The 20,343-nt window shown below is 70.6% G+C and carries 18 protein-coding genes; 7 read left to right on the top strand and 11 right to left on the bottom strand.

What is annotated here, in order from left to right; translation table 11 throughout:
- Nucleotide 1: 1 nt before the first annotated feature.
- The 4 genes from J7E96_RS33290 to J7E96_RS33275 form a co-directional block, all read right to left on the bottom strand.
- Complete coding sequence (locus tag J7E96_RS33290; RefSeq protein ID WP_215137000.1) at nt 2-928, bottom strand: hypothetical protein; 927 nt, start codon at nt 926-928, stop codon at nt 2-4.
- A gap of 8 nt (nt 929-936) precedes the next feature.
- A complete protein-coding gene (locus J7E96_RS33285; RefSeq protein ID WP_215136999.1) occupies nt 937-1,626 on the bottom strand; it encodes a peptidase in 690 nt (229 codons plus the stop codon).
- Nucleotides 1,627-1,811: 185 nt separating this feature from the next.
- Nucleotides 1,812-2,315, bottom strand: a complete 504-nt coding sequence (locus J7E96_RS33280; RefSeq protein WP_215136997.1) for an ATP-binding protein — start codon at nt 2,313-2,315, stop codon at nt 1,812-1,814.
- 194 nt (nt 2,316-2,509) lie between these two features.
- Nucleotides 2,510-2,878 (bottom strand): STAS domain-containing protein, encoded by a 369-nt coding sequence (locus J7E96_RS33275; RefSeq protein WP_215137092.1) that lies wholly within the window; start codon nt 2,876-2,878, stop codon nt 2,510-2,512.
- Nucleotides 2,879-3,129: 251 nt separating this feature from the next.
- On the opposite strand from J7E96_RS33275, the gene J7E96_RS33270 reads away from it, so the two are divergent.
- Nucleotides 3,130-4,065 carry an RNA polymerase sigma factor SigF gene (locus J7E96_RS33270; protein WP_374196744.1) on the top strand — a complete coding sequence of 312 codons (936 nt, stop codon included), beginning with the start codon at nt 3,130-3,132 and terminating at the stop codon, nt 4,063-4,065.
- A gap of 106 nt (nt 4,066-4,171) precedes the next feature.
- Here J7E96_RS33270 and hutI read toward each other — a convergent pair whose 3' ends face one another.
- The 4 genes from hutI to hutU form a co-directional block, all read right to left on the bottom strand.
- A complete protein-coding gene (gene hutI / locus J7E96_RS33265) occupies nt 4,172-5,359 on the bottom strand; it encodes an imidazolonepropionase (protein WP_215136994.1) in 1,188 nt (395 codons plus the stop codon).
- Between the two features lie 245 nt (nt 5,360-5,604).
- A complete protein-coding gene (locus tag J7E96_RS33260) occupies nt 5,605-6,939 on the bottom strand; it encodes a formimidoylglutamate deiminase (RefSeq protein ID WP_215136992.1) in 1,335 nt (444 codons plus the stop codon).
- Entirely contained in the window at nt 6,930-8,129 is a 1,200-nt protein-coding gene (locus J7E96_RS33255; RefSeq protein ID WP_215137090.1) for an allantoate amidohydrolase, read from the bottom strand. Before J7E96_RS33255 ends, J7E96_RS33260 begins: the two co-directional genes overlap by 10 nt.
- A gap of 53 nt (nt 8,130-8,182) precedes the next feature.
- The gene (gene hutU, locus J7E96_RS33250) at nt 8,183-9,841 is read right to left on the bottom strand and encodes a urocanate hydratase (protein ID WP_215136990.1); all 1,659 of its coding nucleotides are present in this window, start codon (nt 9,839-9,841) and stop codon (nt 8,183-8,185) included.
- 142 nt (nt 9,842-9,983) lie between these two features.
- Between hutU and J7E96_RS33245 the strand changes: the two genes are divergently transcribed.
- The 6 genes from J7E96_RS33245 (at nt 9,984) to J7E96_RS33220 (ending at nt 14,928) form a co-directional block, all read left to right on the top strand.
- Nucleotides 9,984-11,318: a diaminopimelate decarboxylase gene (locus tag J7E96_RS33245; RefSeq protein ID WP_251070798.1), complete on the top strand. Its 1,335-nt coding sequence runs from the start codon at nt 9,984-9,986 to the stop codon at nt 11,316-11,318.
- A gap of 115 nt (nt 11,319-11,433) precedes the next feature.
- The gene (locus J7E96_RS33240) at nt 11,434-12,804 is read left to right on the top strand and encodes an APC family permease (RefSeq protein ID WP_215136986.1); all 1,371 of its coding nucleotides are present in this window, start codon (nt 11,434-11,436) and stop codon (nt 12,802-12,804) included.
- Between the two features lie 132 nt (nt 12,805-12,936).
- Nucleotides 12,937-13,311 carry a hypothetical protein gene (locus tag J7E96_RS33235; RefSeq protein WP_215136984.1) on the top strand — a complete coding sequence of 125 codons (375 nt, stop codon included), beginning with the start codon at nt 12,937-12,939 and terminating at the stop codon, nt 13,309-13,311.
- On the top strand, nt 13,308-14,069 hold the full coding sequence (locus J7E96_RS33230; protein WP_215136982.1) for a transcriptional regulator: 762 nt from the start codon (nt 13,308-13,310) through the stop codon (nt 14,067-14,069). The genes J7E96_RS33235 and J7E96_RS33230 overlap by 4 nt, the downstream gene beginning before the upstream one ends.
- A 35-nt stretch (nt 14,070-14,104) precedes the next feature.
- On the top strand, nt 14,105-14,488 hold the full coding sequence (locus J7E96_RS33225) for a roadblock/LC7 domain-containing protein (RefSeq protein WP_215137088.1): 384 nt from the start codon (nt 14,105-14,107) through the stop codon (nt 14,486-14,488).
- Between the two features lie 65 nt (nt 14,489-14,553).
- Entirely contained in the window at nt 14,554-14,928 is a 375-nt protein-coding gene (locus J7E96_RS33220) for a hypothetical protein (RefSeq protein WP_215136981.1), read from the top strand.
- 149 nt (nt 14,929-15,077) lie between these two features.
- On the opposite strand, the gene J7E96_RS33215 is transcribed toward J7E96_RS33220, so the two are convergent.
- The 3 genes from J7E96_RS33215 to J7E96_RS33205 all read right to left on the bottom strand — a co-directional run bounded on the left by J7E96_RS33215 (nt 15,078) and on the right by J7E96_RS33205 (nt 19,098).
- The gene (locus tag J7E96_RS33215) at nt 15,078-15,914 is read right to left on the bottom strand and encodes a MurR/RpiR family transcriptional regulator (protein WP_215136978.1); all 837 of its coding nucleotides are present in this window, start codon (nt 15,912-15,914) and stop codon (nt 15,078-15,080) included.
- A gap of 10 nt (nt 15,915-15,924) precedes the next feature.
- Entirely contained in the window at nt 15,925-16,083 is a 159-nt protein-coding gene (locus J7E96_RS38325) for a hypothetical protein (protein ID WP_285439552.1), read from the bottom strand.
- Nucleotides 16,084-16,539: 456 nt separating this feature from the next.
- A complete protein-coding gene (locus J7E96_RS33205; RefSeq protein ID WP_285439551.1) occupies nt 16,540-19,098 on the bottom strand; it encodes a glycoside hydrolase family 95 protein in 2,559 nt (852 codons plus the stop codon).
- Nucleotides 19,099-20,343 lie beyond the last annotated feature (1,245 nt).

Below are 20,343 nucleotides of genomic sequence, written 5' to 3'. Positions count from 1 at the left end.
GTCACGTTGTCGCTCCTGCCTGCGCCAGGTGCCGTTCGGGGGTCGTTGGAGGGGCCGTGGGCGTCGTTGGCGGGGTTCGGCGGCGGCGTACGTGTCGTGCCGCCGCTCCCCCGGCGGCCAGTACCAGCAGCGCCGCGCCCGTCACCGTGGGCCAGGGCACGAAGGACGCCGACGCCGTCGCCTCGCCGCGTGCGCCGCCTGCCGCGGTCGCGGTGAGGCGTACGGTCGCCGCGTCGAGCGCGGGGGCGTCGGGCCAGGGTTCGGTGCGTTCCACGCGTTCGCCGGGGGCGAGGCGCTCCGGGAGGGTGCGGGGCGCGCGGTGCAGGAGATCGCCGCCGGCCAGGCCTTCGGCGCGGACGGCCAGGCGCGGGGTGAGCGTGGTGTTGCCCCGGTTGACCAGTGCGTATGCGATGACCGCGCCGTCGCCCTGAGAGCTGACCGTCACGTCCTCGACCGTCAGCGCCGCCAGCCTCGGGCCACTGACGCGCAGATGAACGCGTACGTCCGTCTCACGGCCCGCTCCCGAGGCGACGATCGCGCCCGTGTGGTCGCCGGGCGCCGCACCCGGCGGCACCGTCACCGTGAAGGGGACCTCCGCGCGGGTGCGCGGCGGGATCTTCAGCTCGGGGGTGGCGAGCACGATCCATGCCCCGGCACCCTTGCCCGTGCCGCGCAGCCCGACCGTGCGGGGCTCGCTGCCCGGGTTGGTCAGCGACAGGGTGTCCTCGAAGACCGTGCCGGCCACGCCCTCCAGGTAGAAGTACGGTCTGCCGTCGCCGCTCGGGGCCGCGGTCCAGGGTGGCCCGCCGTCCGCCGCGGCGGCGGACGGCGGCAGCACGGCAGCGGCAGCGGCGCACAGCAGCACCACGGCCGCGACGGCGAGACGGCGGCGGTGGCCGGCGTGACGGACACTGCGCGGCGGCTGCACGGGCGGCTTCAGCCCGTGGGCCGCTGGCCGCGCCGGGTCAGCCACAGCGCCCCGGCCGCCCCGGTCAGCAGGACCGTGCCGCCGAGCGTGCCGAGCGCCAGTGCGGAGTCCAGCGGGCCCGTCTTCGGCAGCTCGCCGGGGCTGCCGCCGGACGCGTTCTGCGACGTACCGCCCGAGGAGCCGCCGCCGCCCGCGCCCTTGACGTCGAGTTCGAGCGACGGCTTGGGGTTGTTGGAGGGGGTGCAGGTGGTGGTCGTACCGAGCGCCTTGATGGTCAGGACGGACGCCGTGAAGGTGACCTTGCCGCTCTTGGCAGGGGTGTACGTACCCGTCAAGTCGCTGATTTTGATGGGGGTGTTGGCGGGGATGGCCGCCGGGTTCGGCGGGCCCGACACCGGCACGGTGCCGCTGTCCGCACCGCCCAGTTTGATGACGGCGCTCGGATTCATCGCCCCCTTGCCCAGTTCCACGGGGCTGGACGAGACGCCCTTCTGGAAGGACATGGTGAGCTTGTACGCGCTGCCGCTCTTGACGGCCTTGATGTCGATCGGGGAGACGGCTCCCTTGTTCCCGATCGGCGTCTTGCACTGGTAGTTGACGTCCACGACGTCGGCATGGGCCGCGGGGGCGGCCAGCAGCACCACCGAGCCCGCGACCGCCGCTGCCAGCGCGAGAGTTGTCCGCTTCTGGTACGACACCTCGAGTCCCCTTATGCCGGAAGCTTCAGGTTACTGACGACACATCAGATTGGGCGTCAAGGTACGCCTGAGGCCTTGCGGGGGGAAGAGAAAGTGCACGCCGGATAGACGTGCACCTGAATGACCGCGAACCGCCGGTAACGCCTGGGGAGGGACCGTGCGGTGGACTGCGTGACTACGGACTACTACGCCGGAGCGGCGAGTTCCGCCCAGACGGTCTTGCCTGTGGACTCCTGGCTCCGCTCGACTCCCCAGTCCAGGCACAGCCGCTGCACGATGAACATGCCGTGGCCGCCGGGCCGCCCGGCCCGGTGCGGCGTGCGCGGGGCAGGCTGGCCGGTGCCACGGTCGACGACCTCCAGGCGCAGCACTTTGCCGTCGCACGCGACGCGCAGTTCTTCGGGCCCCTCGGCGTGCAGGCAGGCGTTGGTGACCAGCTCGGAGACGACGAGCAGGACGTCCTCGGCAGCGGCCCGCCGGTCGGCCGACGAAGCGGGGAGCCAGCCCCAGTCGTACAGCGCCTGGCGGGTGAAGTCGCGAGCGAGCGGCACGATGCCGCTGGCACTGGTCAGCGCCAGGGAACGCCCCTGACCGGCGGCGGACACGGCAGAGGCCGGGGCCGAGGCAGAGCCGTGGCTCGCCGAGTCCGGGCCGAGGCCGCCCGACCGAGGCTGCCGGGTGGTGCCCATCAGCGCTTCACCTCACCGATTCGCCAATTCATCAATTCATCGCTGCAAGGACGGCGGGGGCATCCGGGCCCCCTGGGGTCAACAGGGTCAGAGACCTCCTGCCCGGCCGAACGGTGAGAACACCCACTTTTTCGGTACGGACGTGTGACACGGGTTACCAAACCGGTCAGCAGGAGGTGCCACTGAGGCGGAATTCACTCTTCCATCGCGGCTTCGAGTGACTCGTGGACGGTGAAGACGGCCTCGGCCCCCGTGATCTCGAAGACCCTGGCCACCACTGGCTGCATCCCGGCCAGGTGAACCCCGCCCCCGGCCGCTTCGGCCTTGAGGCGAGCACCCAGCAGCACATTGAGCCCGGTGGAATCACAGAAATCGAGGGCCGAACAGTCGATGACCAGGCGCGCACGCCCGGCTTCAAGGGCATTCTCCAGAGGTTCACGGAGCAACTCGGCGGTGTGGTGATCGAGCTCACCCGCCGGCGTGACAATTTCGCTCTGACCCTCGGTCCGAACTGCGACCCGGAGCCGACCCCGGTTCGCGCTGCCGACCGTCCCGCGCTCCATGTCCGTCTCGTCCCTCTTCGCAGTCGTGACTGTCATTAACGTGCCAGAACCTTACGCCTTCTCCACGCCGATCGGTACCCGAAGACCCCTGCAATACTGACCAATTCGGACATAAGGGACTTGCAAGTGCTGGTCAAGAGCGGGTAGGCCTAGTAGGGACACAACCAACACGACCGGCTTTGGAGGCGCCGCACATCGCACGCAGACGTATCGGCATCGGCAGCCATATGCCGAGAACGATGGAGGAGACCATGTCACCCCGGCTCGACGAAACGCGAACGCTCTCTGCGCTCCCTGCGCTCCCCGTGCAGCAGACCGCGCCGTCGACACCCCCGCCCGCCCCACCCGCCCTCTCCGAGCAGATCGAGACCAGAGCCGAGGGCCTCGAAGGCCTCCCGGAGATCCCCCCGTACAACGAGGTGGGGCCGCTGGACGCCAGAGCCCTGTCGAAGACGCTCTTCGCGCGCCTCGAAATCCTCGAAGAGGGAACGCACGAGTACGCGTACGTACGCAACACACTCGTCGAACTGAACCTGGCCCTGGTCAAGTTCGCCGCCTCCCGGTTCCGCTCCCGCAGCGAACCGATGGAGGACATCATCCAGGTCGGCACCATCGGCCTGATCAAGGCGATCGACCGCTTCGAACTCAGCCGTGGCGTCGAGTTCCCCACCTTCGCGATGCCGACGATCGTCGGCGAGATCAAGCGCTTCTTCCGTGACACGTCCTGGTCGGTCCGCGTCCCGCGCCGCCTCCAGGAACTGCGCCTGGACCTCGCGAAGGCCGGTGACGAGCTCTCCCAGCAGCTGGACCGCGCCCCGACGGTGGGCGAACTCGCGAAGCGCCTCGACCTCAGCAACGAAGAGGTCGTCGAGGGCATGGCCGCGAGCAACGCGTACACCGCGAGCTCGCTGGACGCCCAGCCCGAGGAGGACGACTCCGAGGGCGCGCTGGCCGACCGGATCGGCTACGAGGACCACGGGCTCGAAGGCATCGAGTACGTCGAGTCCCTGAAGCCGCTGATCGCCGAACTCCCTTCGCGGGACCGGAAGATCCTCTCGCTGCGCTTCGTCGCCAACATGACGCAGTCGGAGATCGGCGACGAGCTCGGCATCTCGCAGATGCACGTGTCGCGCCTGCTGTCGCGCACGCTGAACAAACTGCGCAAGGGGCTGACGCTGGAGGAGTAATACCTCGCGTCGTGTCGCCTCGCCTCGGCGTACGGCGCGAAGTGTGTGTGAGTGAGGGTCTGCCCCAGGCGCTATCCGGGGCAGGCCCTCCTCTACGTTGTGGCGCCTACCCGGCGTGTCCCGTCGTACGCACACCCTTTTGCCAGACCTCGGATACGAGGGGGACTCCGGGGCGGTAGGCGAGGTGGACGTGCGACGGGGCGTCGAGGAGGGCCAGGTCGGCCCGGGCGCCGGGGGCGATGCGGCCGATGTCCGTACGGCGCAGGGCTGCCGCGCCGCCCGCTGTGGCCGACCAGATGGCTTCGTCCGGGGTCATCCCCATGTCGCGTACGGCGAGTGCGATGCAGAACGGCATCGAGCTGGTGAAGGACGAGCCCGGGTTGCAGTCCGTGGAGAGTGCGACCGTTGCTCCCGCGTCGATGAGCCTGCGGGCGTTTGGCCAGGTGGCGCGGGTGGAAAACTCGGCGCCGGGGAGGAGCGTGGCGACGGTGTCGCTGTTCGCGAGGGCGTCCACGTCGGCGTCGGTGAGGTGGGTGCAGTGGTCGGCGCTCGCCGCGTCGAGCTCGGCGGCGAGCTGGACGCCGGGGCCGTAGGTGAGCTGGTTGGCGTGGATGCGGGGGTGCAGGCCCTTCGCCTTGCCGGCGGTGAGGATGGCGCGGGCCTGGTCGCCGTCGAAGGCGCCCTTCTCGCAGAAGACGTCGATCCAGCGGGCGTGGGGGGCGCAGGCGTCGAGCATTTCGCCGGTGACGAGTTCGACGTACGCGGCCGGGTCGTCGGCGTAGTCGGGGGAGACGATGTGGGCGCCGAGGTAGGTGACCTCGTCGGTGTGCGCCGCGGCGATGCGGAGGGCGCGGGCCTCGTCGTGGGTCGTCAGGCCGTAGCCGGATTTCGTCTCGAAGGTGGTCGTGCCCTGGCGCAGGGCCTCGCGGAGGTAGCGGGTGAGGTTCGCTTCGAGCGCCTCGTCGGTCGCGGCGCGGGTGGCGGCGACGGTGGTGCGGATGCCGCCGGCGGCGTACGGCTGCCCGGACATGCGGGCGTTGAACTCGTCGGTGCGGTCGCCGGCGAAGACGAGGTGGGAGTGGGAGTCGACGAAGCCGGGGATCGCGGCTCGGCCTTGCGCGTCGTGGGCGGTGTCGGCGGGGGGTGCGGCTTGGGCTTTGCCGGTCCAGGCGATGCGGGCGCCGTCTATGAGGACGGCGGCGTCGTAGATGAGGCCGAGGGGATCTGTGGCGGTGGCTCGGGTGGGGTCGTTGGTGACGAGGGTGCCGATGTTGGTGATGAGGGTGGTGGTCACGGGGTCCTCTCCGGGGGTGCGGTGCGGTGCGGTGCGGTGCGGTGGGCTGGGCGCGCGGGGTGGGGCGGGCCGCTGCGCGGGGCTGTTCCCCGACCCGCCCCTTCCCGAACTGGGGCTCCGCCCCAGACCCCGCTCCTCAAACGCCGGAGGGGCTGGATTTTCCAGCCCGTCCGGCGTTTGAGGACACGCCCGGAGGGCGTCTGTGTTGACTGGGGGCCGGGGGCTTGCCCCCAGTTCGGGACCCGTTATCGATAAACGGCGGTGATCGCCTTCGCCATGGCCTGGGGGACGTCCGGGATCATCGTGTGGGTGCCGTCCTTCACGATGTGGCGTCCCGCCACAATCGTGTGCCGCACGTCGCACGCCGACGCGGCGAACACCGCCGTCTCCCCGCCCAGCCGAGGCAGCGGCCCCGCCGTCCGGACCGAGTCCAGCGCGATCGTCGTCAGGTCCGCCAGCGCACCCTGCTCGATCACCCCCGCGTCCCGCCACCCCAGCGCCTCGTGCCCGTCGGCCGACGCCGCCCGGAGCAGGGACGCCGCCGTCCAGTGGCCGCGCGTACGCGAGCGCAGGCGTTCGTTCAGTTCCATCGCCCGCGCCTCCTCCAGCATGTCGATCACCGCGTGGCTGTCGCTGCCCAGCGAGAGGGTGGAGCCCGCCTTCTGGAGTCGGGTCGCCGGGCCGATGCCGTCCGCCAGGTCCCGTTCCGTCGTCGGGCACATGCAGGTGCCGGTGGAGGTGCTGCCCAGGAGGGCGATGTCCTCATCCGTCAGGTGCGTGTTGTGTACGCCCGTCGTACGCGGCCCCAGGACCCCGTTGTCCGCCAGCAGGCGCGTCGGCGTACAGCCATGCGTGGCCAGGCACGCGTCGTTCTCGGCGGTCTGCTCGGACAGGTGCACGTGCAGCGGCGTCACCCGGGCCTGCGCCCACGCCGCCACCGTCGCCAGCTGGTCCGCCGGTACGGCCCGTACCGAGTGGATCGCCGCGCCAATACGAGCGTGATCGCGGTCCTTCAGCAGCGACGCCCGCTCCGCCCACGCGTCCGCCGTGCCGTCGGAGAAGCGCTGCTGCTGGCGGTTCGGCGGCGTACCGAAGCCCGACGCGAGGTACGCCGTGTCCAGGAGCGTGATGCGGATGCCCGCCTCGTCGGCGGCGGCGATCAGGGCCTCGCCCATGGTGTTCGGGTCGGAGTAGGGCGTACCGCCGGGTGCGTGGTGCAGGTAGTGGAACTCCCCCACCGCGCTGATCCCCGCCAGCGCCATCTCCGCGTACACCGCCTTCGCCAGGTCGAAGTACGTCTCGGGCGTCAGGCGGGAGGCGACGCCGTACATCACCTCCCGCCAGGTCCAGAACGTCCCCGAGCCGACCTGCACCGTCGAGCGCAGCGCCCGGTGAAAGGCGTGCGAGTGGGTGTTCGCGAAGCCCGGCAGGGTCAGGCCCCGCAGGACCGTGGCGCCGGGCGGCGGGGCCGGGACGTCCTTGCGGACGGCCGTGATGCGGCCGTCCGCCACGTCCAGGACCACGCCCTGCTCGACGAAGGTGTGCAGCCAGGCGTGCTCCAGCCAGTAGGTCACGTGCACGCGAGCCCCTCCAGTACGTCGGCGAGTGCGATGACCCCCGCGACGCAGTCGTCCTCGCCGGCGTACTCGGCCGGGGAGTGCGAGATACCCGTGGGGTTCCGTACGAACAGCATGGCGGTCGGGACCGAAGCGGACAAAATACCCGCGTCGTGTCCCGCGCCCGTGCCGAGGACGGGAATGTCGCCGTGACCGCCTTGGAGGAGCTTCGCCAGTTCGTCGCGCAGGGCGTGCTCGAACTCCACCACCGGAGTGAAGGACTCCTGTGTGATGCGCAGGTCGATGCCCGCGCGGGTGGCGTTCTCGCGGGCCGCCTGCTCGATGCCGGCGATGACCTGGTCGAGAGTCGCCTGGTCAGCGGCGCGCGAGTCGAGCCAGCCGCGTACGAGGGAGGGGATCGCGTTTACGCCGTTCGGCTCGACGGTGATCTTCGCGAACGTCGCGAGGGCCCCGGCCAGCTGCGCCTCGCGGCGGGCCGCGACGACCGTCTCCGCGTACGTCAGCATCGGATCGCGGCGGTCCTCCAAGCGGGTGGTGCCCGCGTGATTGGCCTCGCCGTGGAAGTCGAACCGCCAGCGGCCGTGCGGCCAGATGGCGGATGCGATGCCTACGGGGTGACCGGTCAGGTCCAGGGCTCGGCCCTGTTCCACGTGCAGCTCGACGAACGCGCCGATACGGGAGAGGCGGTCCGGGTCCGGGCCGATGGTGGTCGGGTCGTAGCCGGCCGCCTCCATGGCCTGGGGGAGGGTCGTTCCGTCCGCGTCACGCAGCTCGTGGGCCTTGGCGACCGTGAGCTGCCCGGCCGCCAGGCGGGAGCCCACGCAGGCCAGGCCGAAGCGGGCGCCCTCCTCGTCACCGAAGTTGGTGATGGCGAGCGGCTTGGTGAACTCCACCCCCCTGTGGCGGAGTTCGTCGAGCGCGGCGAAGGAGGACACGACGCCGAGCGGGCCGTCGAACGCACCGCCGTCCGGGACGGAGTCGAGGTGGGAGCCGGTGACGACCGCGTCCCCGGCGAGGGGGTCGCCCTGCCAGGCCCACTGGTTGCCGTTGCGGTCGACCTCGTAGGTCAGGCCGCGGGATTCGGCCTGGGCACGGAACCACGCCCTGCAGTCCTGGTCGGCTGCCGTCCAGGCGTAGCGGCGGTAGCCGCCGGAGGTGGCGTTACGGCCGATGGGCTTGAGGTCCGCCCACATTTCGTGGAACGAGGTGGAGGTGTGCGGCGGGCCGTCTGTGCGCGCCACGGAGGTCACTCGCCCTCCCGCATCGGGATCCGTACGCCCTGCTCGTCGGCCGTCTTCTCCGCGATGTCGTAGCCCGCGTCCACGTGCCGGATGACGCCCATGCCGGGGTCGTTCGTCAGTACGCGGCGGATCTTCTCGCCCGCGAGCTTCGTGCCGTCCGCCACCGAGACCTGGCCCGCGTGGATGGAGCGGCCCATTCCGACGCCGCCGCCGTGGTGGATGGACACCCACGACGCGCCGGAGGCGACGTTCACCATGGCGTTGAGCAGCGGCCAGTCGGCGATCGCGTCCGAGCCGTCGAGCATGGCCTCGGTCTCGCGGTACGGCGAGGCGACGGAGCCGCAGTCGAGGTGGTCGCGGCCGATCGCGAGGGGGGCCGCGAGGGTGCCGTCACCCACCATGTCGTTGAACAGGGCGCCCGCCTTGTCGCGCTCGCCCTGGCCCAGCCAGCAGATACGGGCCGGCAGGCCCTGGAAGTGGACGCGCTCGCCGGCCATCTTGATCCAGCGGTGCAGCGACTCGTTCTCGGGGAAGAGGTCGAGCAGCGCCTTGTCCGTCTTGTGGATGTCCGACGCCTCGCCGGACAGCGCCGCCCAGCGGAACGGGCCCTTGCCCTCGCAGAAGAGCGGGCGGATGTACGCAGGTACGAAGCCGGGAAAGTCGAAGGCGCGCGCGTAGCCCGCCAGTTGGGCCTCGCCGCGGATCGAGTTGCCGTAGTCGAAGACCTCGGCGCCCGCGTCCATGAAGCCGACCATCGCCTCGACGTGCTTGGCCATGGACTCGCGGGCGCGCACGGTGAAGTCGGCGGGCTTCTCGGCGGCGTACGACGCCATGTCGTCGAAGTCGACACCGAGCGGGCAGTACGAGAGCGGGTCGTGGGCGCTCGTCTGGTCGGTCACGATGTCGATCGGCGCGCCCTCGGCGAGCATGCGCGGCAGGAGCTCGGCCGCGTTGCCGAGGAGGCCGATGGAGAGGGGCCTCCGGGCGTCGCGGGCCTCGACGGCGAGCTGGAGGGCGTGCTCCAGGCTGTTGGCCTTGACGTCGAGGTAGCGGTGCTCGATGCGGCGCTCGATGGCGCGCGGGTCGACGTCGATGCAGATGGCGACGCCGTCGTTCATGGTCACGGCGAGCGGCTGGGCGCCGCCCATGCCGCCGAGGCCGGCGGTGAGGGTGATGGTGCCGGCGAGGGTGTTGTTGAACTTCTTCGCCGCTACGGCCGCGAAGGTCTCGTAAGTGCCCTGGAGGATGCCCTGGGTGCCGATGTAGATCCACGACCCGGCGGTCATCTGGCCGTACATGGTCAGGCCGAGCGCCTCCAGGCGGCGGAACTCCTCCCAGTTCGCCCAGTCGCCGACCAGGTTGGAGTTGGCGATGAGCACGCGCGGCGCCCATTCGTGGGTCTGCATGACGCCGACCGGACGCCCGGACTGGACGAGCATCGTCTCGTCCTGCTTCAGGGTCTTGAGGGTGCGCACCATGGCGTCGAACGAGCGCCAGTCGCGGGCCGCCTTGCCCGTGCCGCCGTAGACGACGAGCTTGTCGGGGTGCTCGGCGACCTCGGGGTCGAGGTTGTTCTGGAGCATGCGCAGGGCGGCTTCCTGCTGCCATCCCAGGGCGCTCAGCTCCGTACCGCGCGGCGCCCGTACGGGTCGGGGTCCTGACATGGTGTGCCTCCTCGCGACTACTGCATTGGGGTCTATTCACATCCTGGCTGGATGAATAGAGCTAGTCAATACACCCGGCCGCCTGCGCGGGGTTCAAGGCAGTGGTTGGCTGGAACACATGGCTTCGGACATGAGCCCGGACATGAGTGCGCCCCAGCGGCGCGAGCAGGCCGTACGCGCTGCCGTCGAGCAGGGCATCGTCGGCCCCGACGCACCCATCGCCGGCCTCCTCGACGTCACCGGCATCCGCGCCTCGGCCGCCGCCCTGCGCGCCGCGTTCGGCGGGGTCACCCCGCCCGGCACCCCGGTCCTGCACGCGTTCGCCGTCAAGGCGACGCCGCTGGTCCCGGTCCTGCGGCTGCTGTACGAGCACGCCGCCATCGGCGCCGAAGTCGCGAGTCCCGGCGAGCTGGCCCTGGCCCGGGCCGCCGGCGTACGCCCGGCGCACACCGTGCTCGACTCCCCTGCCAAAACCCCCGCCGAGCTGCGTGAAGCCCTCGCGCTGGGCATCGCGGTCAACGCCGACAATCCGCAGGAGCTGGCGCGCATCGACGCGCTGGCCGCATCAGCCCCGACCACCTCCCCCATCGGCCTGCGCGTCAACCCGCAGATCGGCGGCGGCTCCATCGGCGCGCTCTCCACCGCCACCGCGACGTCCAAGTTCGGCGTGGCGCTGCGTGACCCCGGCGCCCGCGAATGGGTCGTACGCACGTACCTCGACCGGCCGTGGATGACCCGCCTGCACACCCACTCGGGCTCGCAGGGCCTGCCGCTGGAGCTGATGGCACGGGGCGTGGCGGCGGCGTACGACCTCGCCGAGGAGATCAACGCGGCTGCGGGCCGGCAGCAGATCGACACCGTCGACATCGGCGGCGGCCTCCCGGTCAACTTCACCTCCGACGCCGAGGCACCGACGTACGCCGACTACGCCCGGCTCCTCAAGCAGCACGTCCCCGGCCTGCTGGACGGGCGCTACGGCCTGGTCACCGAGTTCGGCCGCTCGCTGCTCGCCAAGCACGGCACGGTCCTCGCCCGCGTCGAGTACGCGAAGAGGTCCGGGGACCGGCCGATCGCCGTCACCCACGCGGGCGTCCAGATCGCGACCCGGACCGTGTACGCCCCCGAGTCCTGGCCACTGCGCATCGCGGCGTACGACGCGAAGGGCCTGCCCAAGCCGGGCCCGCCGGTCGCGCAGGACGTGGCGGGCCCCGCGTGCTTCGCGGGCGACCTGCTCGCCGAGAACCGGCTGCTGCCGCTCCTGGACCAGGGCGACTACGCGGCGGTGCTGGACACCGGGGCGTACTACATGGCCGCGCACTACGCCTACAACAGCCTTGCCAGGGCCCCGATCCACGGCTTCACCGCCACTCCTGACGAGGTCCGCTTCAGCGTCGTACGGCCGCCGCAGACGCTCGCCGAGATCGTCGCGGAGTCGGGCGGGAAACACCCGGACGCGCTCCTCCAGGACGTCCTGTAACTGAGCGGCGAGGAGAAGGCGGAGGCCCTGGAGCCGTCGCCGCGAACGGACTCGCGGGCATCACTCGGGTTCCACCGGGCAGAGAATCCCCCACACCGACATCGGGGGAGGTCCCATGACCACCAGTTCCGAAGTGCCCGGATCGCCAGGAGCACCCGCAGCCGTCGACGACACACCGCTCAAGCGCGCGCTCGGTCCCAAGCTGCTGATCCTGTTCGTGATCGGCGACATCCTGGGCACCGGCATCTACGCCACCACCGGCAAGGTGGCGGGGAAGGTCGGCGGCGCGCTGTGGCTGCCGTTCGCCATCGGTTTCGTCGTGGCGCTGCTGACGGCGGCGTCGTACGTCGAACTCGTCGGCAAGTACCCGAAGGCCGCCGGCGCCGCGCTCTACACGCAGAAGGCCTTCAAGGTCCCGTTCTTCACCTTCATCATCGCCTTCATGGTGATGTGCTCGGGCCTGTCGTCCGCGAGCGCGGCCGCCCGTGCCTTCAGCGGCGACTATCTGGCGGAGTTCACGGACGCCGTGCCGCCGACGCTCGTCGCGATCCTGTTCATCGTCGCGCTCGCCGCCCTGAATCTGCGGGGCGTGTCGGAGTCGGTGAAGACGAATGTGGTGCTGACGCTGGTGGAGCTGACCGGCCTGGCCATCATCCTCACGATCGGTGCGTACGCCGTCTTCTCGGGCGACGGCGAGCCCGCGCGGCTGGGCGAGTTCCAGGCGTCCGGTACGGGTTACACCCTGCTCACCAGCGTCCTCGGCGCCACCGCGCTCGGCTTCTTCGCCTTCGTCGGCTTCGAGGACTCCGTCAACATGGCGGAGGAGACGAAGAATCCGCAACGCACCTTCCCCAAGGCCATCTTCATCGGCGTCGCGGTCACCGGCACCATCTACGTCCTGGTCGCGCTGGTCTCGTCGCTGCTCGTCGACTACACGACGCTGCAGAAATCGAGCGGACCGCTGCTTGAGGTCGTGAAGGCGGGCGGCGTCGACTTCCCGCCCCGACTCTTCGCCCTGATCGCGCTGTTCGCCGTGACCAACTCCGCGCTGATCAACATCATGATGGCCTCACGGCTCTGCTACGGCATGGCGAACGAACGCATCCTGCCGCGCGCCATGGGCCGGGTCCTTTCCCGGCGCCGTACACCCGTCGTCGGCATCGTGTTCGTGTCGCTGCTGGCGATCGGCCTGGTGTCGACCGGCGAGATCGAGGGGCTCGGCGACACGACGGCGTTTCTGCTGCTGTGCGTGTTCGCCGTGGTCAATGTCGCGGTGCTGGTCCTGCGCAGGGACCGCGTGGCGCACCAGCATTTCCGTACGCCGACGGTCCTGCCGGTGCTGGGCGCGATCACCGCCCTGGTCCTCGCCAGTCCGCTGGCCGACCGGCCGGCGGACGTCTACATCCGCGCAGGCGTCCTACTTTTGATCGGAATCGGTCTATGGGCGATCAATAAAGCAGTAATGAAGGCACGAAACGAAAGCTAGCTGGCATGTGCACGTGGAAAATGCCAGAACTACCTGCCTGCGCACCTCCCTTTACGTAATCTCCTCGTCACTGCCACAGAACGCGTGTCCGGCAGTCCGCATCCGTGTGCCACACCGGAAGGGGGGTTCCGCATGCCCGGAATCGACGAATGTCTGCGCGCGGCGATGGCTCTGCCCGGCGCTCTCGGAGCCTCCCTGGTGGACTGGACGAGCGGACTCGCGCTGGGCACGGAAGGGGAGTCGCCGAACGGTGACCACGAGGCCACCGCGGCGGAGACCGCGGAACTGGCCCGGATGGCCGCCGAGCAGCGGGCGTTCTCCCCGAACGGCCTGCCCGTCGAGGACGTCATCATCACCACGCCGAGCGGCTACCACCTGCTGCGTTTCGTCGAGACCACTTTCGACAGCAGCGTCTTCCTGCACCTGTGGCTCGACCGCGAGCACGGCAATCTGGCGCTGGCCCGATTACGCCTGAGCAGCCTCGCCGAGCGGCTGGTCCTGGGATGACCGGGACCGTGTCCCCGATGCTGGACCGGCTGGCCGCCGAGCGCGCCACCGGCGCCCTGTTGCGGGACCACGGGACCCTGTACCTCGTCGACGGCCAGGTCGTGCACGCCGAGAGCCCCGCCGCGCCCGGCATCGACGTACTGCTGACCTCGACCGGGCGGCTGCCCGCCGAGGACTGGCAGGAGGCCGTCGACCGGGCGGGCACCCGGGGCCGGGTCGGGCGCTTCCTCGTCGACAGCGGCCGGCTGGCCGGCGGCGAGCTGGAACTGTGCCATCTGAGCGCGCTGTTCGACGCCGCCTTCTTCGCCCTCGCCCCCGGCAGCGGCCCGACCCGCTTCCGGTACGGCGCGGCCCACTGGCTGGGCCGCATACGCCCGGTCTCCGCCGCCGTGGTGGAGCGCGAGTCGCGGCGGCGCAGACAGCTGCTGGACGAGCTCTGGCCGTACCCGGACACCGACACCGCACCCGTCGTACGCCGCACCACCCCATCGGGGCAGCCGGTCACCCGCAGGCAGCGCGCCGTCCTCGACCTGGCGGACGGGGAACGCACGCCGGGGGACATCGCCCGGGCCCTGGGCCGGCCGGCCTTCCACACGCTGATCGACGTACGCAGGCTCGCGGCGGCGGGCACGGTCGCCACCCCGCGTGACGCGCCACCGCCCCCGTCTCCCGTGCCCGCCTGGGTCGGGCGGGTCGCCGACGACCCGGACACCGCCCTGTTGCGCCGGCTCCGCGACGCCCTGGAGGCAAGCCTGTGATGTCCCTGAGACAACGCGCGGAAAGGAGAAAAATGATGGCGGCTGAACCCGAAGTGCTCGACGAGCTGCGGCAGTTGAGAGCCAGGGTTCCCCAGCTGACCGGCGCGCTCGCGGCAAGCGTCGACGGCCTCGTACTGGCCCAGGACACCACGAACGTGGAGCCCGAGGGGGTGGCGGCGCTCACCGCCGCGGCGCTCGGCGTCGCCGTGCGGCTCAGCGAGGCGACCGGCCAGGGCGCCTTCCGCGAACTGCTCGTGCGCGGCGACGACGGCTACGTCGCCACCTACGCGGCGGGGTCCTCCGCCGTCCTCACGCTCCTCGCCGGGCCGCGCATCAACGTGGGCCGGCTCCACCTTGAGGCCCGCCGGGCCAGTGTCCGCATCGGCGCCCTGGTCGACAGCGCCCGGGAGAAGGCATGACCGTACCGAAACGCACGACAGCAGCAACCAGGAACACCACCGGACGAAAAGGAAGTGCGAGCCCCATGGCCAACACCGAAACCGCGCTCAAGGAAGCGATGACCGGCATCGAGGGAACCCTCGGCGTCGCCCTGGTCGACTACACCAGCGGCATGGCGCTGGGCACGCTCGGCGGCAGCAAGGACCTCGACCTGACAGTGGCCGCCGCGGGCAACACCGATGTGGTGCGGGCCAAGGTACGCACCATGGAGCACCTGGGCCTCAAGGACGAGATCGAGGACATCCTGATCACGCTCGGCGGCCAGTACCACTTGATCCGGCTTCTCAAGGGGCGCGGCACCAACGGGCTGTTCCTCTACCTGGCGCTGGACAAGGCGCGGGCGAATCTGGCGATGGCCCGCCACCAGCTGCGGAGGATCGAGGCGGAACTGGACGTTTGACGGGCGTCGGTGCGGTGCGCTCCCCCAGACCCGCTCCTCAAACGCCCGTAGGGCGTCTCGGGGGTTTGGGGGCTTGCCCCCAGTTCGGGGAGGGGCGGGTAGGGGAAAGCCCCGCAGGGCCATGAGCCGAGCACCATCGCCTGCCGGACCTACTCCACGAACAGCCCCCGCGCCGCCGCCCTCGCGTCGAACTCCTCCAGCCGCGCCTGCGCGTCCGGCAAGTCGTCGCACATCGCCTCCAGCAGCACCCGCCCCAGCAGCATCGGCGCGCACGCCGTGTCGAAGGCCAGGCCAGTGCCGACCGCCGCCGGGATCAGCAGGTCGCTGTGCCCGGCCACCGGCGCGAAGGCGGAGTCGGCGACCGTCACCACCGTCAGCCCCTGCTCCCGCGCGTACGCCAGCGCGTCCACGACCTCGCGCGGATGGCGCGGCAGCGCGAAGCACAGCAGCGCGGTCGCACCCGCCCGGCGGGCCCCGTCGATGCGGTCGGCGAGCATCGACCCGCTCTCGTCGAGCAGCCGTACGTCGGGATGGACCTTCGCCGCGAAGTACGCGAAGCCACGCGCCTGCGAGGACGCCGCCCGCAGGCCCAGCACCGGCAGCGGGCTGGAAGCGGCCAGGATGCGGCCCGCCTCCTCGACCGGGCGGGGGTCGGCCAGCAGCTCCGCGAGGTGCTTGAGGTTCTCGATCTCCGCCAGGACCGCCTGCTGGTACTCGTTGTAGTCGTCCTCGCCCGGCGACGGCTCGGTGGGCGCGACCTCGCGCAGGTGCTTGCGCAGGGCCGGGTAGCCGTCGAAGCCGAGCGCGACCGCGAAACGCGTGACGGACGGCTGGCTGACCCCGGCCAGCTCCGCGAGCTCGACGCTCGACAGGAACGGCACATCGGCGGCCTTGCGCACCATGCAGTGCGCGATACGCCGCTGCGTCGGCGTCAGCCGATGCCCGTCGAAGAGCTGCTGCAGTCGTGCGGCAGGGCTGTCGCTCATGCCATCCCCCTCAAAGGTCCGTGAACTGGTCGAGCAGCGCGGCCGCCGCAGTCACATCATCTGTGAGCGGGCGGTCCACAGGGTCAGGATCGAACACCGCGTCATGGCTGCGCAGCAGACGCAGGCCGTGGTCGGCAACCGCCTCAGTGGGCACGGCCTCGGTGGGCAAGGCCTCGGAGCGGTTGGCGCCGACTCCGGTGAAGCGGCCGTAGACGCGTGCAAGAGGATGCGGCGACCGGGAGGCTCTGCCCGCCCATTGACATCACTATTCAGACACCAAGAACTCTGCATGACTATATACAGCCCCGGCAAGGGGTGGCCGGTGATCAAATTTGACACAGTGCACAAGCGGTTCCCGAACGGGAGAGACGGAGGCGGAGGCGGTCCGGGCGGGGTAATTTCCGTCGGCCGGGCCGTCCACCCAATACAGGGCGACGCGTCTTGGCCTTGGCGTTCGTACCCGCGTCGACGACCCGCGCCCCGGCCTCCGGCGCGTCGAAGACCAGCACCTTGCGCGTGGCCGAGACCGACCAGTCGGAGGTACCGGCGGTCGCACGGACGGTGAACCGGCCCGCGCCGCCTGCGGGCGGGCGGGCGGAGTGAGCGAGTCCGGGGAGTTCGACGGTCATCCCTGCCTGGCGACGATCCGGTAGCGCTCGCCCGCGCGGGTCGGCAAGGTGAGGACCCCGTCCTGCACCGTGTGGCCGACGGGCTCCTCGTCGCCCCCGTCCCCGCCCCCGTTCCCGTCCGCTCGTACGACACGGAACGGGCCGGGGCTGGGACCCGCGAAGAGCGGACTGCGCAGCTTCGCGGTCACGCCGCTGCCCGACGCGATCCGGATCTCCGTGGCGGCGCCCTGCCGCCAGTCCACCCCGACGGTGAAGTCGCCACGGGCGCGCAGGCCGTCGTACGAACCCCGCTCGGCCCAGGCGGAGGGCAGCGCGGGCAACACATCAACGACCGCCCCCGGACCCGCACCCGCACCCGCACCCGCACCCGCAACGCGTGCGTGGCTCTGGAGCAGCATCTCCGCGATCCCGGACGTGGCACCGAAGTTGCCGTCGATCTGGAACGGCGGGTGGGTGTCCCAAAGATTCGGGAGGGTCGAGGACTTCAACTGCTCGGCGAGCATTTTGGCGGCGTGGTCGCCGTCGCGCAGCCGCGCCCAGAAGTTGATCTTCCATGCCTTCGACCACCCGGTGCCACCGCCGCCGCGCGCCGTGAGCGAGACGCGCGCAGCGTCGGCGTACGCCGAACCTGCCTCGATCTGGCGTCCCGGGTGCAGCGCGAAGAGGTGGGAGACGTGCCGGTGGGTGTTGGTACGGCTGTCGAGGTCGGCCTTCCACTCCTGGAGCTGCCCCCATGAGCCGATGCGCAGTCCGGGGTCGAGGTCGACGAGGGCGGCCTTGACCGTCGTACGGAACTCCTCATCGCAACCGGATCCGAGGACTTCGCTCGCCTCGACGACATTCACCAGCAGGTCGTGCACGATCTGCTGGGATATGGAGGCGCCCGCGGTGAAGTTCCCCTGCTCGGGCGAGTAGCTGGGCGACACGACGAGTTTGCCGTCGCGCGGGTCGGTATGGAGGTTCGCCAGCCAGAACTGGGCGGCCTCTTTCATGGCGGGATAGGCCTGCTCGCGCAGGAAGTCCCTGTCCCGGCTGAAGAGGTAGCGCTCGTACAGCTGCTGGACGAGCCAGCCGTTGGCCTCCGGCATCCAGAAGGAGGTGGACCAGTCGTGTACGCCGGTGTAGCCGAACGGGTTGGTGTTCTGATGCACCACCCACCCTTCGTCCGTTCCGAACATCGACTGGGCGGTACTGCGTCCCGGCGCCCGGAGGTCGTCGATGAAGTGGTGGTAGGGCTGGGCGGTCTCGGCGAGGTTGGCCGACTCGGCGGGCCAGTAGTTCATCTGGACGTTGATGTTGGTGTGGTAGTCGGCGTTCCAGGGTGGGGTGTTGGAGTTGTTCCAGACGCCCTGGAGGTTGGCCGGGAGGGAGCCGGGCCGTGAGGAGGCGATGAGCAGGTAGCGCCCGTACGCGAAGAAGAGCGCTTCCAGCGCACGGTCGGCGGACGAGGCCCCGCCGGTGTAGGAACTGAGCAACTGGTCGGTGGGCACTTCGGGGGGCGGGGCAGAGGCTGGGTCGGGGGCGGCTTCGTCATGCTGCCCAATGTCCAGCCGTACTCGGTGGAAAAGAGCGCGATGGTCGGCCACGTGGACCTCACGCAGCTCGCTGTACGTCTGCTCGGCGGCTTGGTCGACGGCAGCGGTGACACGGGCGTGCGGGTCGTCGCCCCGGTAGTGCGGATGGGTGGCGGCGGCGTAGTCCGTCCCGGCGGAGAACACGAAGGTGGCACTGTCCGCGCCAGCGACGACAACCCGCCCGTCACCACTGCCGTCGTGACCGTCGGTAAGGGTTCCGCCGCTTGTGAGGACGTGCACCTGCCCCTCGTACCTCAGCCCGTTGTCGGCGAGGGCGCCACGGATGAGGAGCCGACCGTCCTTGGCGGTAACGGAGGCCCCGGCCTGCGCGCTTTTGAAGCTGAGCGTGAACGAAACTTGGCCGGGCCGGTCGGCGAAGACGCGTCCGGCGATGACGCCGGCGGGGTAGCTGGCGAAGTACTCGCGGGTGAAGCGAGTTTGACCGTCGCTGTACGAGACGGTGGCGACGGCGTCGGCGATGTCGAGGCCGCGGCGGTAGCCGACGGGCGAGGCGGGGGCGCCGGGCATGTCGAGGAAGAGATCGCCGAAGTTCTGGTAGTCGCCAAACCCGGGGACTTTGCCGACGGTCGCGTACGCCGGATTCCCGAGCCGCCGGGACACTTCGTCGGGGTCCATCGCCCCCTTCTCGTCGATGATCTTCTGTACGTCGGCGATGGCCCCCGGCCGCGGCTGCGGCCAGTTGCCGTGGTCGTACCCCTCTTTGCTGCCGGGTCCGCCGGTCCACAAGGACTTCTCGTTGAGCTGAAGCCGGTCCCGGGCCACACCACCGAAGACCTTGGCGCCCATGGCGCCATTACCGATGGGCAGGGCTTCCCGCTCCCAGCTGGCGGCGGGCTTGTCGTACCAGAGGAGGGCGGGGGCGTTCGATTGGGGATTGGGGGCTGCGATGGGACCGGCGGTGGGGGCAGCGTGGGAGGTCCCTCCACCGATGACCGATCTCCTGGTGTACTTCCGTGACAACGAACCCACTCCTCAACAAGCACACACTAGAGCTCGGATGACTGGCGAGCCGAAACTAGAAGTGGAGGGGCAGTTGAGGCAATAGTTCGGCATTCTTTGACAGGATTCCACGAACTCATCGGATGTTGTGCCCTGCGCACTGCTACGAGCGGGGGCAGAGGCGGGGCCGGGGGCGTTGAGGGGGCGCGGGGCTCTGGCGGCCCCGGGGCGTTGGTCGCGTCTGCGACGGGGGCCGCCACACGTAAGTGTGGCGGCGGAGGCCCGCCCCTCAAGGGCGCTCCTACGTCGCGTCGCCTGCGGCGATTGCGCTTCGCTTCACCCTTGACAGTGAGGATGTGGGTGGCACTGCTTGGGTGGTCTGACCCGACCCTTGACTGACGCTCTGGTTGTCCTTCGGCGGAATCGTCGACCGAGTGGGAAGACATCACTGGCTGCCCCCTACCTCAGCCATACGGCACATGCTGAATCCAGCAGCGCGGCCCGAACGCACCCCGGATCTCCTCGACCCTCGAGGCTGCCGGCCGACCATCTACATAGCTGGTGGATTGCTGGAATGCCCTAACCCCACCAAGGACAAAACTCGCCTGCCTCACGTCCCCAAGTTTTTCGATCCGGTCAGGTCCCCAGGCCGTCGGTCGGCAAACCGTCACACCGGCCGCACGAGCCGCGAGTCCAGGGGGCTCGTCGGGCCAAGGCGGGCCGAAACGCTCACCTGATAGCCGGAATCGAAACGGCTGAGGCGGGTGGGACTGCAGAGGTGAAGGAATTCGCCAAGTGCCGGGTTCGTCGCATTTCGAAAGCCCACAACGCGGGCGCAGTGGCCGCCTGTACGGCCCCACCACCATCATGTCTCGGCCGCCCGTTCACGTCACCAGCCTCACTGCCCAGGCAACCTCACCGCACCCCTCAGCCGTAGGGATCGCATCCGCCTTCTGTTGGGTTCACTCCATCCAGCCCCGTTGAGAACCCGTCGACCGGGCCATGAGTGTCGAGCCGGCCGACTGCGACTGACTCCTGGACGCCCCTCCCCCCACCCACACCAGCAACCTGCTTGCCCCCCAACCGCCCACCCCCCCCCGCCGCCGCCCCACCCCCCCCCCCCCCCCCCCCCCACCCCCCCCCCCCCCCCCCCCCCCCCCCACCCCCCCCCCCCCCCCCCCCCGCCACCCCGCCCCCCCCCCCCGCGCCCCCCCCCCCCGGCCGCGCGGTGGCCCCCCCCCCACCGCCCCCCCCCCCCCCCCCCCC

The organism is Streptomyces sp. ISL-96 (genome assembly GCF_018614035.1).
GTDB lineage: Bacteria > Actinomycetota > Actinomycetes > Streptomycetales > Streptomycetaceae > Streptomyces.
Note: the sequence above shows the minus strand (reverse complement) of the source record. Positions and strands in the feature narration are given on the sequence as shown.

Excerpts from the sequence above, each read along its gene's own strand:
- J7E96_RS33215 (WP_215136978.1), bottom strand. The coding sequence starts at position 15,914 with ATGAGCGACAGCCCTGCCGCACGACTGCAGCAGCTCTTCGACGGGCAT.
- J7E96_RS33275 (WP_215137092.1), bottom strand. The coding sequence starts at position 2,878 with ATGGAGCGCGGGACGGTCGGCAGCGCGAACCGGGGTCGGCTCCGGGTC.
- J7E96_RS33235 (WP_215136984.1), top strand. The coding sequence starts at position 12,937 with ATGCCCGGAATCGACGAATGTCTGCGCGCGGCGATGGCTCTGCCCGGC.
- J7E96_RS33230 (WP_215136982.1), top strand. The coding sequence starts at position 13,308 with ATGACCGGGACCGTGTCCCCGATGCTGGACCGGCTGGCCGCCGAGCGC.
- J7E96_RS33220 (WP_215136981.1), top strand. The coding sequence starts at position 14,554 with ATGGCCAACACCGAAACCGCGCTCAAGGAAGCGATGACCGGCATCGAG.
- J7E96_RS33255 (WP_215137090.1), bottom strand. The coding sequence starts at position 8,129 with ATGTGGGCGGACCTCAAGCCCATCGGCCGTAACGCCACCTCCGGCGGC.
- J7E96_RS33225 (WP_215137088.1), top strand. The coding sequence starts at position 14,105 with ATGGCGGCTGAACCCGAAGTGCTCGACGAGCTGCGGCAGTTGAGAGCC.
- J7E96_RS33240 (WP_215136986.1), top strand. The coding sequence starts at position 11,434 with ATGACCACCAGTTCCGAAGTGCCCGGATCGCCAGGAGCACCCGCAGCC.
- hutU (WP_215136990.1), bottom strand. The coding sequence starts at position 9,841 with ATGTCAGGACCCCGACCCGTACGGGCGCCGCGCGGTACGGAGCTGAGC.
- J7E96_RS33245 (WP_251070798.1), top strand. The coding sequence starts at position 9,984 with ATGAGTGCGCCCCAGCGGCGCGAGCAGGCCGTACGCGCTGCCGTCGAG.
- J7E96_RS33280 (WP_215136997.1), bottom strand. The coding sequence starts at position 2,315 with ATGGGCACCACCCGGCAGCCTCGGTCGGGCGGCCTCGGCCCGGACTCG.
- J7E96_RS33270 (WP_374196744.1), top strand. The coding sequence starts at position 3,130 with ATGTCACCCCGGCTCGACGAAACGCGAACGCTCTCTGCGCTCCCTGCG.